The 15,856-nt window shown below is 71.2% G+C and carries 13 protein-coding genes and 1 tRNA gene; 3 read left to right on the top strand and 11 right to left on the bottom strand.

The annotated features are described in order from the left end of the window. Positions 1 to 85: 85 nt before the first annotated feature. From BMW99_RS06580 to dnaA, 11 genes are all read right to left on the bottom strand, one after another. Positions 86 to 1,375, bottom strand: coding sequence for a hypothetical protein (locus BMW99_RS06580; RefSeq protein WP_075016404.1), 1,290 nt, complete (start codon positions 1,373 to 1,375; stop codon positions 86 to 88). Positions 1,376 to 1,552: 177 nt separating this feature from the next. After that, positions 1,553 to 1,693 (bottom strand): DLW-39 family protein, encoded by a 141-nt coding sequence (locus BMW99_RS41205; RefSeq protein WP_176735396.1) that lies wholly within the window; start codon positions 1,691 to 1,693, stop codon positions 1,553 to 1,555. Positions 1,694 to 1,856: 163 nt separating this feature from the next. Next, positions 1,857 to 1,930 (bottom strand) — tRNA-Ile (locus BMW99_RS06575). A 48-nt stretch (positions 1,931 to 1,978) separates the two neighbouring features. Continuing rightward, positions 1,979 to 2,590, bottom strand: coding sequence for a DUF3566 domain-containing protein (locus tag BMW99_RS06570; RefSeq protein ID WP_075016403.1), 612 nt, complete (start codon positions 2,588 to 2,590; stop codon positions 1,979 to 1,981). Positions 2,591 to 2,593: 3 nt separating this feature from the next. Continuing rightward, entirely contained in the window at positions 2,594 to 5,236 is a 2,643-nt protein-coding gene (gene gyrA / locus BMW99_RS06565; RefSeq protein WP_069462174.1) for a DNA gyrase subunit A, read from the bottom strand. A gap of 46 nt (positions 5,237 to 5,282) precedes the next feature. After that, entirely contained in the window at positions 5,283 to 7,283 is a 2,001-nt protein-coding gene (gene gyrB, locus BMW99_RS06560) for a DNA topoisomerase (ATP-hydrolyzing) subunit B (RefSeq protein WP_075016402.1), read from the bottom strand. A 435-nt stretch (positions 7,284 to 7,718) separates the two neighbouring features. Continuing rightward, a complete protein-coding gene (locus BMW99_RS06555; protein WP_245791243.1) occupies positions 7,719 to 8,336 on the bottom strand; it encodes a DUF721 domain-containing protein in 618 nt (205 codons plus the stop codon). Then, positions 8,333 to 9,478, bottom strand: a complete 1,146-nt coding sequence (gene recF / locus BMW99_RS06550; protein ID WP_075016401.1) for a DNA replication/repair protein RecF — start codon at positions 9,476 to 9,478, stop codon at positions 8,333 to 8,335. Before recF ends, BMW99_RS06555 begins: the two co-directional genes overlap by 4 nt. A gap of 72 nt (positions 9,479 to 9,550) precedes the next feature. Further along, positions 9,551 to 10,432 carry a phosphogluconate dehydrogenase (NAD(+)-dependent, decarboxylating) gene (gene gnd / locus BMW99_RS06545; protein WP_407640264.1) on the bottom strand — a complete coding sequence of 294 codons (882 nt, stop codon included), beginning with the start codon at positions 10,430 to 10,432 and terminating at the stop codon, positions 9,551 to 9,553. 165 nt (positions 10,433 to 10,597) lie between these two features. Continuing rightward, entirely contained in the window at positions 10,598 to 11,728 is a 1,131-nt protein-coding gene (dnaN, locus tag BMW99_RS06540; RefSeq protein WP_069464066.1) for a DNA polymerase III subunit beta, read from the bottom strand. Between the two features lie 892 nt (positions 11,729 to 12,620). Continuing rightward, positions 12,621 to 14,540, bottom strand: a complete 1,920-nt coding sequence (gene dnaA, locus BMW99_RS06535; RefSeq protein WP_245791242.1) for a chromosomal replication initiator protein DnaA — start codon at positions 14,538 to 14,540, stop codon at positions 12,621 to 12,623. Positions 14,541 to 14,978: 438 nt separating this feature from the next. On the opposite strand from dnaA, the gene rpmH reads away from it, so the two are divergent. Genes rpmH through yidD form a run of 3 tightly spaced genes read left to right on the top strand, consistent with a single transcriptional unit; the run spans position 14,979 to position 15,855 of the window. Continuing rightward, entirely contained in the window at positions 14,979 to 15,116 is a 138-nt protein-coding gene (gene rpmH, locus BMW99_RS06530) for a 50S ribosomal protein L34 (protein WP_003975051.1), read from the top strand. 26 nt (positions 15,117 to 15,142) lie between these two features. After that, complete coding sequence (rnpA, locus tag BMW99_RS06525) at positions 15,143 to 15,541, top strand: ribonuclease P protein component (RefSeq protein WP_075016399.1); 399 nt, start codon at positions 15,143 to 15,145, stop codon at positions 15,539 to 15,541. Further along, positions 15,538 to 15,855 carry a membrane protein insertion efficiency factor YidD gene (yidD, locus tag BMW99_RS06520; protein WP_075016398.1) on the top strand — a complete coding sequence of 106 codons (318 nt, stop codon included), beginning with the start codon at positions 15,538 to 15,540 and terminating at the stop codon, positions 15,853 to 15,855. The genes rnpA and yidD overlap by 4 nt, the downstream gene beginning before the upstream one ends. The last annotated feature ends 1 nt before the right edge of the window (position 15,856 follow it).

The raw sequence follows: 15,856 nt of genomic DNA, 5'->3' as shown, positions 1-15,856 counted from the left end.
CGCCCGCGGACCGGACGCCCGCTCCGGCGGCCCGGGGGCCGGTCCGGCACACGACTCCGTCCGCCCGCGGGGCAGGCGGGACGGGTCAGACCGCCGCGGTGGCGCGGCGGCGCGCCACCGCGGACCAGACCGCGAGAACCAGCAGCAGCGCCGTGCCCGTCCCGAACGCGGCGAACGCCACGAGCCGCAGGGCCGCGGCGTGGCCGGCCCCGCCGCCCGCCGTGGCCGCGGCGCCGTCCGCCGACGCCATGTCGTGCGGGCCGACGCCGATCCCGGCGGCCCGCGCGTCCCCGTCGTAGGCGGGCCCGGGCTGCGCCGCGCCCGCGACCTCGACCCGCAGCGTCACCGGCAGCGGCCCGTCCACGGCCTGGGCCACGCCGGGGTGGACGGTCACCGCGAAGTAGTACCAGCCGGCGTACCGCACCGCCGCGACCCGGCTGTCGTACGCGGTCCTGTTGCCGTACGCGACCCGTGCGAGCTGCTCGTCGAGCGAGACGGGCCGGCCCGCGTACGAGCGGTTGCCGCCGTCGACGAGCTGCCGGACGGGGCTGTAGGCGGTCAGCCGCACCCCCGAGGCGACGAACGCGCCGGCGTCCCCGTCGGGTGCGCTGGAGAAGTCCGCGAAGACGGTGACCTGCTGGCCCCAGTCCACCGGCACCTTGTAGAAGCGGGTCGCGCCGGCCGGCACCCGGTCCCGCCAGATGCCCGTCCTGACCGCCGCCGCCGTGTCGAACGAGGTGCCGCCGGACGCCTGGTGCGGGGTGCCGGTGATGAGCGGGGTGGGCGAGGCGCCGCCGATCACGGCGGGCGCCGCGGACGCGGCGGTGCCGGGCGCCAGTGCGGGCTCGGCGAACGAACGCAGTTCGAGCGGCCACGCCTCCGGGTCGGCGGCGCCGTCGGACGTCCGGTGCACCTGGAGCGTGTACTGGTCGGCGTCCTGGCAGACGTCCAGGCGGTGCCCGGTGATCAGCCGGGAGACGGCGGTGCCGATGGGGCGCGCGTCGCCGTCGTCCTCGAAGTGCGCGGCGCTCTGGTCGCAGTCGGAGCCGTCCGGGCCCTGCAGCTTCAGCTCGATGCCGTCCCGGAAGGCGACCCGCGCGCCGGCCGGGGGCACGGCGAACGCCGAGACGCTGGTGGAGGTCCTGGCGTCGAGGGTGATCCCGTAGAACCGGGTCTCGCCCGGCTTGATCGTGTCGCGGTAGGTGACGCCCGGCCGCATCGCGGGAGGGTCCGCGGTGGTCGCCGCGCCGGCCAGGACGGTGCCGCGCGGCTGCCAGCTGGCCGGGGCCCCGGGAGTCCCGTCGGCCGCCGCCCGCCCCTGGAGGGCGGCCAGCGCCAGTAACGCGGCCACCGCGGTGAACGTCGTGTGCCTCATGCCCCACCCCTGTCCGTTGGACCGCGGACCCGCCCCAGACCTCCTCGGACCCGCCTCGGACCCGCCGCGGACCCGCCGCGGACGCGCCGCTCGCGTCCGGCAACGACGAAGGCCCCGGCCGCTGGTGCGGCCGGGGCCCGAGAGCGCTCCGACGCCTTCCGGCGTCTCAGCGGGCTCTCACACGTTCGCGCCGGAACCCGCCGGGACCGTGTCAGTGGCTTCCGTCCACAGGTCCTGCTCGGCGCGGTCCGCCTGAATCTGTCGGTAGACGAACAGCCCGGCAACGGCGGCCAACGCGATCAGGAGAATCTTCTTCATGACGTGACCTCCTCCTTCTAGCGTGGGGACAGCATCTGACGCGCCCGACTATACACAGCAGCCGATACCGAACGGTGACCTGTACCCCCGGCACGCGGACACCCGCGGCCCCGGAACGCCGAACGGCCTCTCACTGGAATCAGTGAGAGGCCGTCCGCGCAAGTGGGGCTACCAGGACTTGAACCTGGGGCCTCTTCCTTATCAGGGAAGCGCTCTAACCGTCTGAGCTATAGCCCCGCGCTGCACCGAAAGATTAGCGCACGTGGGGCCCGTGCCCCAAATCGGTTACTCGTCCTCGGCCAGGGTGAGCTCGACGCCGCCCACAAAACCCGCGGAGAGGTTGTAGATGAAGGCGCCGAGCGTGGCCAGAGCCGTGGCCAGGACCACGTCGATGACCGCTATCACCGTGGTGAACGTGAGCACCCGGGGCAGGGACAGGAACGACACGAGGTCGAAGCCGCCCTTGCCGCCCTCGGACGTGGTCGCGTCGCTGATCGTGGAGCCGACGGTGCTGAAGACACCGATGGTGTCCAGCACCATCCACAGCACCGCCACGGCGATGATCGTGCAGATGCCCAGCGCGATGGACAGCAGGAAGCTGACCTTCATCACCGACCACGGGTCGGCCTTGGCCACCCGCAGCCGCGCCTTGCGGGTGCGCGGCGCGGTCCGGGCCGCGGGCCGCGGCCGGCGCACGCCGGCCGCCGCCGCGGGAGTGCTCCCGGGCGTGCCCGAGGGCGGCGGGGGCGCGTACGCCGACGGCGGATGGTGCGGCTGCGGCGGCTGTCGCGTGTCCGTCACAGTGTGTCCCCCCTGCTGCTGGCCGCTGACGTTGGCGGAGCCATGGGAACCCCCGGTCCTCCCGGTCCCATCCGCGGCGCCCGTGGCTCCACTCACGGCTTACTCCTCCGGTTCACCGGCCGCGGGCGCTTCGCCCTCGGCCCCTGTGTCGTGCTGGTCCTGCTCGTCCTGCTGATTGTGCAGGCCGTCCTCGTCCTGCTCCACCCCGACGGAGTCGAGGACCGTCTCCGGATCATCCTCCGCCTCGGCGTTCCGCGCGATACCGACCACGGCATCCCGCTTCCCCAGGTTGATCAACTGGACGCCCATGGTGTCACGGCCGGTTTCCCGGACCCCGCTGACCCGCGTGCGGATCACTCCGCCGCTGAGGGTGATCGCGAGGATCTCGTCGCTCTCCTCGACGACGAGCGCCCCCACCAGCGAACCACGGTCCTCCACGATCTTCGCCGCCTTGATGCCCAGGCCACCGCGCCCCTGGATCCGGTACTCGTCGACCCGGGTCCGCTTGGCGTAGCCGCCGTCGGTGGCGGTGAAGACGAACGTACCGGGCCGGACGACGTTCATGGAGAGAAGTTCGTCACCCTCGCGGAAACTCATGCCCTTGACTCCGGACGTGGCCCGGCCCATCGGCCGCAGCGCCTCGTCGGTCGCGGTGAAGCGGATGCACTGCGCCTTCCGGCTGACCAGCAGCAGGTCGTCCTCGGAGGAGACCAGCTCGGCGCCGATCAGCTCGTCGAAGCCGCCTTCGACCGGGGCTTCCCGCAGGTTGATCGCGATCACGCCGCCGGCCCGCGGGGAGTCGTAGTCCTTGAGCGCGGTCTTCTTCACCAGGCCGGACTTGGTGGCGAGCACCAGGTACGGCGCCGCCTCGTAGTCCTTGATGGCCAGGATCTGGGCGATCCGCTCGTCGGGCTGGAAGGCCAGCAGGTTGGCCACGTGCTGGCCGCGGGCGTCGCGGCCGGCGTCGGGCAGCTCGTAGGCCTTCGCGCGGTAGACCCGGCCCTTGTTGGTGAAGAACAGCAGCCACTGGTGGGTGGTCGTCACGAAGAAGTGGTCGACGATGTCGTCCTGCTTCAGCTTCGTGCCGCGCACGCCCTTGCCGCCGCGCTTCTGCGACCGGTAGTCCTCGGTCTTGGTGCGCTTGACGTAGCCGCCACGGGTGATCGTGACGACGATGTCCTCCTCGGCGATCAGGTCCTCGATGGACATGTCGCCGTCGAAGGGCACCAGCTTGGAGCGCCGGTCGTCGCCGAACTTGTCGACGATGGCCTGCAGTTCCTCGCTGATGATCTGCCGCTGCTTCTCCGGGGAGGCCAGGATCGCGTTGTACTCGTTGATCTTCGCCTGCAGCTCGTCGTGCTCGGCGACGATCTTCTGCCGCTCCAGGGCGGCCAGCCGGCGCAGCTGCATCTCGAGGATCGCGTTCGCCTGGATCTCGTCGATCTCCAGCAGGCCCATCAGGCCCTCGCGCGCGATCTCGACCGTGTCGCTGCGGCGGATCAGCGCGATGACCTCGTCGATCGCGTCGAGCGCCTTGAGCAGGCCGCGCAGGATGTGGGCGCGCTCCTCGGCCTTGCGCAGCCGGAAGCGGGTGCGCCGGACGATGACCTCGACCTGGTGGTTCACCCAGTTGCGGATGAACGCGTCCAGCGACAGGGTGCGCGGCACGCCGTCGACCAGCGCGAGCATGTTCGCGCCGAAGTTGGTCTGCAGGTCGGTGTGCTTGTAGAGGTTGTTCAGCACGACCTTGGCGACCGCGTCCCGCTTGAGGACGATGACCAGGCGCTGGCCGGTGCGCGAGGACGTCTCGTCGCGGACGTCCGCGATGCCGCCGACCCGGCCGTCCTTGACGAGGTCGGCGATCTTCTGCGCGAGGTTGTCCGGGTTGACCTGGTACGGCAGTTCGGTGACGACCAGGCACTGCCGGTTCTGGATCTCCTCGACCTCGACGACCGCGCGCATGGTGATCGAGCCGCGGCCGGTGCGGTACGCGTCCTCGATGCCCTTGCGGCCGACGACCAGCGCGCCGGTCGGGAAGTCGGGGCCCTTGATCCGCTCGATCAGGGCCTCGAGCAGTTCCTCGGGCTCCGCCTCGGGGTTCGCCAGGAACCACTGGGCGCCGTCGGCGACCTCGCGCAGGTTGTGCGGCGGGATGTTGGTGGCCATGCCGACCGCGATGCCCGCCGAGCCGTTGATCAGCAGGTTCGGGAAGCGGGCCGGCAGGACCGTCGGCTCCTGGTTGCGGCCGTCGTAGTTGTCCGTGAAATCGACGGTCTCCTCGTCGATGTCGCGGACCATCTCCATGGCCAGCGGCGCCATCTTGCACTCGGTGTACCGCATGGCCGCCGCCGGGTCGTTGCCCGGCGAGCCGAAGTTGCCGTTGGAGTCCACCAGCGGCATCCGCATCGACCACGGCTGCGCCAGGCGGACCAGCGCGTCGTAGATCGAGGAGTCGCCGTGCGGGTGGTACGTGCCCATCACGTCGCCGACGACGCGGGCGCACTTGTAGAAGCCCTTCTCCGGCCGGTAGCCGCCGTCGTACATCGCGTACAGCACGCGGCGGTGCACCGGCTTGAGCCCGTCGCGCACGTCGGGCAGCGCGCGCGAGACGATGACGGACATCGCGTAGTCGAGGTAGCTGCGCTGCATCTCCGTCTCGAGCCCGACGGGCTCGATGCGCACCGTCTGGCCCTCGTCGGCGGGGATGCCCTCAGGCATGACAGGTGGGATCTCGTCGGCCATGGGTGGTGTTCAGTCCTTTCGCGGGGTGCGGCAGTGGTCGGCCGACTCAGATGTCGAGGAAGCGGACATCCTTGGCATTGCGCTGGATGAACGAGCGTCGCGCCTCGACGTCCTCGCCCATCAGCACGGAGAACAGGTCGTCGGCCTGCGCCGCGTCGTCGAGCGTGACCTGGCCGAGCACCCGGTGGTCCACGTCCATGGTGGTGACCCGCAGCTCCTCGGCGTTCATCTCGCCGAGACCCTTGAAGCGCTGGATCGAGTCCTCGCGGATCCGCTTGCCGCTCTGCTTGCCCAGCTCGATGAGGGCGTCGCGCTCGCGGTCGGAGTACGCGTACTCGAAGTCGTCCCGGCCCCACTTGATCTTGTACAGCGGCGGGCGGGACAGGTAGACGTGCCCGGCCTCGACCAGCGGCCGCATGAAGCGGAACAGGAAGGTCAGCAGCAGGGTGTTGATGTGCTGGCCGTCGACGTCGGCGTCCGCCATCAGGATGATCTTGTGATAGCGCAGCTTGGAGATGTCGAAGTCCTCGTGCACACCGGTGCCGAAGGCCGAGATCAGCGCCTGGATCTCCTGGTTCTGCAGGATCTTGTCCAGCCGCGCCTTCTCCACGTTGAGGATCTTGCCGCGGATCGGGAGGATCGCCTGGTACTGCGGATTGCGGCCGGACTTGGCCGAGCCGCCGGCCGAGTCGCCCTCGACGATGAAGATCTCGCACTTCGTCGGGTCGTTGGACTGGCAGTCGCTCAGCTTGCCGGGCAGCGACGCGGACTCCAGCAGCCCCTTGCGGCGCGTCAGGTCGCGCGCCTTGCGGGCCGCGACCCGGGCGGTGGCCGCCTGGATCGACTTGCGGATGATGTCCGCCGCCTCGTTGGGGTTGCGGTCCAGCCAGTCGGTGAGGTGCTCGTGCACGACCTTCTGCACGAACGTCTTCGCCTCGGTGTTGCCGAGCTTCGTCTTCGTCTGGCCCTCGAACTGCGGCTCGCCCAGCTTCACCGAGATGATCGCGGTCAGACCCTCGCGGATGTCCTCACCGGTGAGGTTGTCGTCCTTCTCGCGCAGCAGCTTCTTGTCGCGCGCGTACCGGTTGATCAGCGAGGTCAGCGCGGCGCGGAAGCCCTCTTCGTGGGTGCCGCCCTCGTGGGTGTGGATCGTGTTGGCGAAGCTGTAGACACCCTCGCTGTACTGGGTGTTCCACTGCATCGCGACCTCGACGGACAGCAGCCGGTCCTTGTCCTCCGCCTCGATGTCGATGACGGTGGGGTGGACCAGCTCGCCCTTGCGCGAGTTCAGGTACGTCACGTAGTCCACGAGGCCGCCCTCGTAGTGGTACGCGACGGAGAGCGGCTTGCCCTCCTCGTCCACGTGGTCGGCGCGCTCGTCGGTCAGCGAGATCCGCAGGCCCTTGTTGAGGAACGCCATCTCCTGGAAGCGCCGCGAGAGCGTCTCGAAGGAGTAGTCGGTCGTCTCGAAGATGTCGCCGTCGGCCCAGAAGGTGACCGAGGTGCCGGTCCGGTCCGTGGCCTCGTTCCTGGCCAGCTCCGCGGTGGGCACACCCAGCTTGTACTCCTGCGTCCAGCGGTAGCCGTCGGTGTGGACCTCGACCGCGACCCGCGTCGACAGCGCGTTGACCACCGAGACGCCGACGCCGTGCAGACCACCGGAGACCGCGTAGCCGCCGCCGCCGAACTTGCCGCCGGCGTGCAGCACGGTCAGCACGACCTCGACGGCCGGCTTGCCCTCGGAGGGCACGATGCCCACCGGGATGCCGCGGCCGTTGTCCACGACGCGCACACCGCCGTCGGGGAGGATCGTGACGTCGATGGTGTCGGCATGGCCGGCCATCGCCTCGTCGACGGAGTTGTCCACGACCTCCTGGACCAGGTGGTGCAGGCCCCGCTCACCGGTCGAGCCGATGTACATGCCGGGACGCTTGCGCACCGCGTCGAGTCCCTCGAGCACGGTGATGGCGTTGGCGTCGTAGGACTTGGGGGTGTTCTCGTTGGGGTTGCCGGAATCGGCCACGAAGCGCCCTTTCTGGCACAGCACGGGCCGCCTCCCGCCGAGCGGGATCGGCCGTGTCGTCTAGCTGTCGTTCGACATGTTCCGCTGGGGCCCCTGCCGGTTGTGCCAGGGGAGGGCGGGTCTCGGATCAGTCTACCGGTACCGACGCCGCGAATGGGGCTTTGGCGGTACCTCAGTTCCCATGTGCCGCCCAAAACCGCCGTCGTCCGACTCCCTCCACGCGGACCCGGGCTCAAAACGGCTCACACGGGCGTCCAGGGCTTCCGGCTGTCAACCCGCGGCTACGCTGAGCACGGGCGCTCGCACACCAGGGGTACCAGGCCGCTCACCAGTACGAACGCGCCGAGGCGCGCGGCGGGTGGCGGTGGGGACGGGACGGGCGCACGGGGTGCGGGAGGCGGCGGACCGGGACGCGCCGCGGCCGCCGGATATCCGCGGGCTTGCCGGATATGAGACCGGTCACCCGTAGGTGTCACCGGGGCCGCGGCTGCCCGGTGCGCGCAGCCGGCCGTAGCTCCGGGGGGGACCGGCCGGGCCCAGCACCTTGATCGTCCGGACCGTGCCGTGCCCGAGATCGGCGTTCAGCCGCGCCACGAGCGTCGGCGCGAGCAGGCGCAGCTGGGTCGCCCAGGCCGTCGAGTCGCACTGCACGGTGAGCACCCGCTCGTCCTCGTCGTACCGGTCGGGCGCGCAGTGCAGCGCCACCTCGGGTCCGACCAGTTGCGGCCAGCGGCCCATCACGCCGCCCACCGCCGCCGGGGCCTCCCAGCCGCGCTCGGTGATCAGGCGGCTGATGGCCGCGCCGAGCGGCAGCGGGTCCCGGCCGTCGGCGCGGGCGCCGCTGCGCAGCCCGCCCCGCCGGGCCTGCTTCTTCTGCACGGCGGCCGCGCCCCGTGCCCGGGCCTGCTCCTTCGCGGCCCGCAGCGCCACCCGCGCCAGGTCCACCCCGGCGGGCTCGGCGCCCGCGGGCTGCTGGCCGGCGGGCTGCCCCGCCCGCGCCGCGCCCCCGGAGCCGTTCCCGGCACCGCCGGCCGAGCTCTTCCCCGCGCCGCTCCCGGCGTCCCGGTCGTGCGTCATCGCCGCTCCACCGTCCCGTCCTCCACCGTGAAGCGGGTGCCGGCCAGCACGTGCGGCACGTCGTCGTCCACCGCGGCCGTGACGAGCACCTGCTCCCCGGGCGCGACGAGTTCCGCCAGCCGCTCCCGGCGCCGCGCGTCCAGCTCGGCGAACACGTCGTCCAGCACGAGCACCGGCTCGCCGCCGTCCGCGCACAGCAGTTCGTAGGAGGCCAGCCGCAGCGCCAGCGCGTACGACCAGGACTCGCCGTGGCTGGCGTAGCCCTTGGCGGGCAGCGCGCCCAGCTTGAGGAGCAGGTCGTCGCGGTGCGGGCCGACGAGGGTCACCCCGCGCTCGATCTCCTGGCGGCGGGCCTCGCCCAGCGCCTCCAGCAGCCTGCCGTACAGGTCCTCGCGGCCGGCGGCCGCGCTGATCGCCTCGTCGCCCATGGAGCTGCGGTACTCCAGGCCCACCGGGCCGCCGCCGGGCGCCAGTTGCTCGTACGCCTTGTCGGCCAGCGGCTGCAGCGCGGCGACCAGGTCCAGGCGCTGCGCGAGCAGTTCCGCGCCGACCCTGGCCAGGTGCTGGTCCCACACGTCGAGGGTGGACAGGTCCGCGCCCTTGCCGCCGTGCCGGCGGGCCATGGCCGCGGTCTTCAGCAGGGTGTTGCGCTGCTTGAGCACCCGCTCGTAGTCGCTGCGCACCCCGGCCAGGCGCGGGGCGCGGGCGGTGATCAGCTCGTCGAGGAACCGGCGCCGCTCACCGGGGTCGCCCTTGACCAGGGCCAGGTCCTCCGGCGCGAACAGCACGCTGCGCACGATGCCGAGCACATCGCGCGGCCTGACCTGCGAGGAGCGGTTGATCCTGGCGCGGTTGGCGCGGCCGGGGTTGATCTCCAGCTCGACCAGCTGCTGCCGGGCGTCGTCCTGGGCGCCGCGCACGACCTGCGCACGCAGGATCGCCCGGTCGGCGCCCATGCGGACCAGGGGCGCGTCGGAGGACACCCGGTGGCTGCCGAGGGTCGCCAGGTAGCCGACCGCCTCCACGAGGTTGGTCTTGCCCTGGCCGTTCGGGCCCACGAAAGCCGTGACGCCCGGGCCGAGAGGGACCTCGGCCCGGGCGTAGGAGCGGAAGTCGGCGAGCGACAGGTGCGCTACGTGCATCGCGTGCTTGGCGCTGCCGCGCCGACCTCCCTGCTGTGACGTGCGGTGTGCGGCGGTCGCCCGCCGCGGGGCCTACTCGGCCGCGGTGACCGCGTGGCCGCCGAACTCGTTGCGGAGCGCGGCGATCATCTTCATCTGCGGCGAGTCTTCCTGGCGGGACGAGAAGCGGGCGAACAGCGACGCGGTGATCGCCGGCATCGGCACGGCGTTGTCGATCGCCGCCTCCACCGTCCAGCGTCCCTCGCCGGAGTCGTCGGCGTAGCCGCGCAGCTTCTCCAGGTGCTCGCTCTTGTCCAGGGCGTCCACCGCCAGGTCGAGCAGCCAGGAGCGGATCACCGTGCCGGACTTCCAGGAGCGGAACACCTCGCGCACGTCGGTGACCGAGTCGACCGCCTCCAGCAGCTCCCAGCCCTCGGCGTACGCCTGCATCATCGCGTACTCGATGCCGTTGTGGACCATCTTCGCGAAGTGCCCGGCGCCGACGCGCCCGGCATGCACCGAACCGCAGTCGCCCTCGGGCTTGAGCGCGTCGAAGATCGGCTGGGCCTTGGCGACGTCCTCGGCGGTGCCGCCGTACATGAGCGCGTAGCCGTTCGCCAGGCCCCACACGCCGCCGGAGACGCCGCAGTCCACGAAGCCGATGCCCTTGGCCGCCAGCTCCTCGGCGTGCTTCTCGTCGTCGGTCCAGCGGGAGTTGCCGCCGTCGACCACGAGGTCGCCGGGCGACAGCAGCTCGCCCAGCTCGTCGATGGTGGACTGGGTCGCGGCGCCCGCGGGCACCATCACCCACACCACGCGCGGTCCCTTGAGGGAATCCACAAGCTCCTTGAGGCTGTGGACATCGGCGAGATCCGGGTTCCGGTCGTACCCGATGACGGTGTGGCCGGCGCGGCGGATGCGCTCGCGCATGTTGCCGCCCATCTTGCCGAGACCGATGAGACCGAGCTCCATCACAAATCCTTCGTTCGAAGCGTTGGACACGTGCCTGCCTGACCTGAGCACGAGCCTACGTCGGCGGGTGCGTGCGCACTCAGCGGGTGGGCGGGACCTGGACCACCGGGCGCCCGGTGGGCGCCGTACGGGACCCACCCGGCACGACGCCGGTCCCTCGTGCCGGACTCAGCCGGACAGGCGCACCGGCATGATCAGGTACTTGTACGCGTCGTCCGCCTCGGCGTCGACCGCGGGGCGGCCGCTGAGCAGCGCCGGCTTGGTCGAGGTCGTGAACGACAGCTGGGCGGCGGGCGAGTCGATGGCGCTCAGGCCGTCCAGCAGGAACGTCGGGTTGAAGGCGATGGAGATGTCGTCGCCCTCCAGCTTGGCGTCGACCCTTTCCACAGCCTGTGCGTCGTCGCTGGAACCGGCCTCGAGGGTCAGCACGCCCTGCTCGAAGCTCAGCCGGACCGGGGTGTTGCGCTCGGCGACCAGGGCGACGCGCTTGACGGCCTCGACGAAGGGCGCGGTCTCGATCACCGCGACCGAGGCGAACTCGGTCGGGAAGAGGGTGCGGTACTTCGGCAGGTCGCCTTCGAGCAGGCGGGTGGTGGTGCGCCGGCCGGCGCCCTCGAAACCGATCAGGCCCTCGCCCGCACCGGCTCCCGCAAGGGCGATGGAGACGGTGTCGCCGCTGGTCAGCGACTTGGCGGTGTCCAGCAGGGTCTTCGCGGGGACCAGCGCGACGGCGGAGATGTCGCTCTGCTCGGGCTTCCACAGGAACTCGCGGACGGCGAAGCGGTAGCGGTCGGTGGCGGCCAGCGTGACCGTGTCGCCCTCGATCTCGATCCGGACGCCGGTGAGCACCGGCAGGGTGTCGTCGCGCCCGGCGGCGATGGCCACCTGGGCGGCGGCAGCGGCGAAGACGTCACCGGGGACGGTGCCGGAGGCGGTCGGCATCGCCGGCAGCGCCGGGTACTCGTCCACAGGCAGGGTGTGGAGTGTGAATCGCGAGCTGCCGCAGACCACCGTGACGCGGACGCCGTCGTCGGCGATCTCCACAGGGCGGTTGGGCAGGGCGCGCGAGATGTCGGCGAGCAGGCGGCCGGAGACGAGGACGGTGCCCTCCTCGTCCACCTCGGCCTCCACCGAGACGCGGGCCGAGACCTCGTAGTCGAAGCCGGAGAGGCTGAGCTTGCCCTCCTCCGCCTTCAGCAGCAGCCCGGCGAGGACGGGCACCGGAGGACGGGCCGGGAGGCTGCGGGCTGCCCAAGCCACTGCCTCGGCGAGTACGTCGCGCTCCACCCGGATCTTCACCGGAACCGCCTCCTGCTTGTTGCTGGCTGTCGGAGAACAGTCTGACGCACCGGACCGACACTCGGTGCGGGTTGGCGTCAAGCCGGGACAAGGCGGCGGTTCGCGTCCGGGCCGAGTTGTGCACAGCCCCCGCTTCGAAGCTTGATTCCCGCTCTCTACGTGTAGCAGTAGTAGTAGGGGGTGTGGATACCGTGGATAACCGGTTCCCCCGCAGGTCAGGCCACGTTTTTTGTCCACCGCGCCTGTGGGTGGGGGACGTGGACAACCGGGCCGTGCTGTGGACGGGCGGAAGTTGTGCACACCCGATTCACAGGGAGCCCGGGGTTCTCCCCAGCGCTGTCCCCAGAAATACCCGCGTTCTCCCCAGCCCAACCCACCTCCTTGGTGTGACGCCTTTCACTCGTGGGTGGGACAGGGTGCGTCGCGTTGCCGAACAGTGGACACAGATGTGGAGAAGCGGGCCTGAGCTGTGCACAACCCCGGGCATCCTGTGGGCGGGCGGTGGACAACCTTCGTTCCGCCCCGGGGGATGTCCGATCCGTCCACAGTCTGTGGATTCGCGTTGCCCACATATCCCCAGGCCGCTGAGCTGGGGATACGCTGCCCGGGAGCGGCGCACTGTGGAGGGAATCGGGACAACTCCGGTGTCCCCAGCCTGTGGACGACGGTTTCGCCCGGCATCTGTGGAGAAACGCCCGCAGGCGAAGAGAAATCGAACAGCGGGTCCCCGCGGGGGTGAACAACGAGAAGCGCCCCGGGAGTTGGACTCCGGGGCGCTGGGTTGTACACAGGGGGTGGATGGGTCTGTGGGGCCGTCGGGGGCCGTAGAACAGCCGTCAGAAGGCCGTAGGGGGCCGTAGGGGGCCGTTGGAGGCCCCGGGAGGACTCCCGCTCAGCTCTTGATGCGGTTGGTGAGCTCGGTCACCTGGTTGTAGATGGACCGCCGCTCGGCCATCAGCGAGCGGATCTTGCGGTCGGCGTGCATCACCGTGGTGTGGTCGCGGCCGCCGAACAGGGCGCCGATCTTCGGCAGCGACAGGTCCGTCAGCTCGCGGCACAGGTACATGGCGATCTGCCGGGCGGTGACCAGCACGCGGCTGCGCGAGGACCCGGACAGGTCCTCGACGGCCAGCCCGAAGTAGGCGGCGGTCTCCGCCATGATCGCGGTGCCGCTGATCTCCGGCACCGAGTCGTCGCCGCCGGGGATGAGGTCCTTCAGCACGATCTCGGTGAGCTGCAGGTCGACCGGCTGCCGGTTGAGGCTGGCGAAGGCGGTGACGCGGATCAGCGCGCCCTCCAGCTCCCGGATGTTGCGCGAGATCCGGGAGGCGATGAACTCCAGCACCTCCGGCGGCGCGTTCAGCTGCTCCTGCACGGCCTTCTTGCGGAGGATCGCGATCCGGGTCTCCAGCTCGGGCGGCTGGACGTCGGTGATCAGGCCCCACTCGAAGCGGTTGCGGAGCCGGTCCTCCAGGGTGATCAGCTGCTTGGGCGGCCGGTCGGAGGACAGCACGATCTGCTTGTTGGCGTTGTGCAGGGTGTTGAAGGTGTGGAAGAACTCCTCCTGCGTCGACTCCTTCTGCGCCAGGAACTGGATGTCGTCGACGAGCAGGATGTCCATGTCCCGGTACCGCTTGCGGAACGCGTCCGCCTTGCCGTCCCGGATGGAGTTGATGAACTCGTTGGTGAACTCCTCGGAGCTCACGTAGCGCACGCGGGTGCCCGGGTAGAGGCTCCGCGCGTAGTGCCCGATCGCGTGCAGCAGGTGCGTCTTGCCCAGGCCGGACTCGCCGTAGATGAACAGCGGGTTGTACGCCTTGGCCGGCGCCTCGGCGACCGCCACCGCCGCCGCGTGGGCGAAGCGGTTGGAGGCACCGATGACGAAGGTGTCGAAGAGGTACTTCGGATTCAGGCGGGCCGTCGGCTCCACCGCGCCGTGGGACGAGCCGGAGCCCCCGACGCCGCCCGGCGAACCGTGGCCGCCGTGCGATCCGCCGCCGGCCGGGCCGCCGAGGTGGCTGCCGCGTCCGCCGGGTCCGCCCGGGCCGCGGTGCGCGCCGGGTCCGCCCGGGCCGCGGTGCGCGCCGGGTCCGCCGAGCGGGTCCTGGCCGCCGTGCCCGCCGTGCCCGTCACCGTGGCCGCCGCCCGCGCCGCGGGGCGGCATCGGCGGCTCGCCCTCGCGGCCGCCCTGCTGGTACCCGCCCGACGGCGGTCCGTACGGCTGGTGGCCCTGGTGCGGGACGGTCGGGTAGTCGTAACCGTCGCGCCGGCTGTCGTAGGCGTCGCGCCGGCTGTCGTAGGGGTCGCGTGGGTCGCGCGGGTCGCGCGGGTCGCGCGGGTCGCGGTCGTCGTAGCCGGACGGCGAGGGCACGCCCCAGCTGCCGAGCCGGGGCTGCTGCCAGTCCTGGTGCTCGGGGTAGGCCGGGCGCATCCGGGGGCCGTCCGGGCCGTCGCCCGGGTCCTGGCGGTCCGCGTGCTCCCCGTGTCCGGGGTGCGCGAAGGGGTCCTGGCGCTCGGGCCGGGCGTAGGGGTCGGGGCGCTCGCCGTGCTCCTGGGAGGGGATCGACGTGCCGGGGGCGGGGGGCGGCGGCCCCTCCTGGTCGCCGCCGGAGGCCACCGCGATGGCGATGCCCACGGAGTGACCGAACTCACGGCTGAGCACGTCGGTGATCAGCGGCAGCAGCCGGCCCTCCAGCACGCTCTTGGCGAACTCGTTGGGCGCGGAGAGCACCGCGGTGCCGGCCACCAGGGCCAGCGGCTGGGTGCGCTTGAGCCACTCCACGTCCTTGGGCTTCAGGTCCTCGCTCTCCACCAGCAACTTCTGGAGAACCCGCGGCCACACTGCGGCAAGATCAGCAGTTACGTCGGCCACAGTTGCACGCTCTCTCGGTCGCTGTCCGGTGCTGAGGAACTCCCGCGAAAGTGTGGTTCCGGGAAGGGGCGGGAAGGGTACGGAGTTCAGCCACGGTAGTCAGGGCGGCAGGCGTGGTTCAAGTCGTTGTCCACAGGGTGTGTACAAATGGCGGGGTCGGCGTGTCCCGGGTTTGACCGGATGGCCTAGCCGCACGTACCGTATCGAGGTCGAGTTGTCGATGGCTGCTGCCGCCTGCCTACCGATGGGCGAAGGTCCTCCGGGTGCTCCTGGAAGATCGTTCAAAGCGGTGCACCTCTGGTCCGCGAACTTTCGTGGGCGCACGGTGACAGCCAAGCGACGTTCCGCAGGACACGATTTCTTCTCTGGAGCCCCCGAGTGAGCAAGCGCACCTTCCAGCCGAACAACCGCCGCCGCGCGAAGACCCACGGCTTCCGTCTGCGTATGCGCACCCGCGCCGGTCGCGCGATCCTCGCGACCCGCCGCAGCAAGGGCCGCGCCCGTCTGTCCGCCTGATCTCCTGACCACCTCAGGATGAGGCTGTGCTGCCCACCGAGAATCGGCTGAGGCGGCGGCAGGACTTCGCAGAGGCGGTTCGCCGCGGACGCCGGGCGGGCCGCCCGCTTCTGGTCGTCCATCTGCGTCGTGACGCCACTGACCCGCATGTGCCGGGGGGGAGCGCCCCTCCGGCACGTGCGGGTTTCGTCGTGAGCAAGGCCGTCGGCGGCTCGGTCCAGCGCAACCTGGTCAAGCGTCGGCTACGTCATATCGTCCGGGACCGTCTGTCGCTGCTGCCCCCCGGTAGCCTGGTGGTAGTACGCGCACTGCCCGGAGCGAGCAGTGCGGACCACACACAGCTGGCCCTCGACCTGGACGCCGCGCTCCAGCGGCTACTGGGGCGAAGCACCCATGGCGAAGCCGAGGGGAGGGTGGCGCGATGAAGTATCCGCTGCTGGCACTGATCAAGTTGTACCAGTGGACGATCAGCCCGCTGCTCGGTCCGGTGTGCCGGTACTACCCCTCGTGCTCGCACTATGGCTACACGGCCATCGACCGGCACGGCGCGATCAAGGGCACGGCCCTGACCGCGTGGCGCATCCTCCGCTGCAACCCCTGGTCGCCGGGTGGCGTGGACCACGTCCCGCCGCGTAAGCGACCGCCTTGGCACGATCGGCTGCGCCGCTACCTGCGGGGCGGCTCCGACGGGCCCGTCACGCCCGAGCCCACCGGACCCTCTCACGCACAAGGAGCCTGAC

Origin of the sequence: Actinacidiphila rubida (assembly GCF_900110255.1) — a bacterium.
In the GTDB taxonomy this organism is placed as follows: domain Bacteria; phylum Actinomycetota; class Actinomycetes; order Streptomycetales; family Streptomycetaceae; genus Actinacidiphila; species Actinacidiphila rubida.
The sequence above is the reverse complement of the archived record's forward strand: the minus strand, read 5'-3'. Positions and strand labels throughout refer to the sequence as shown.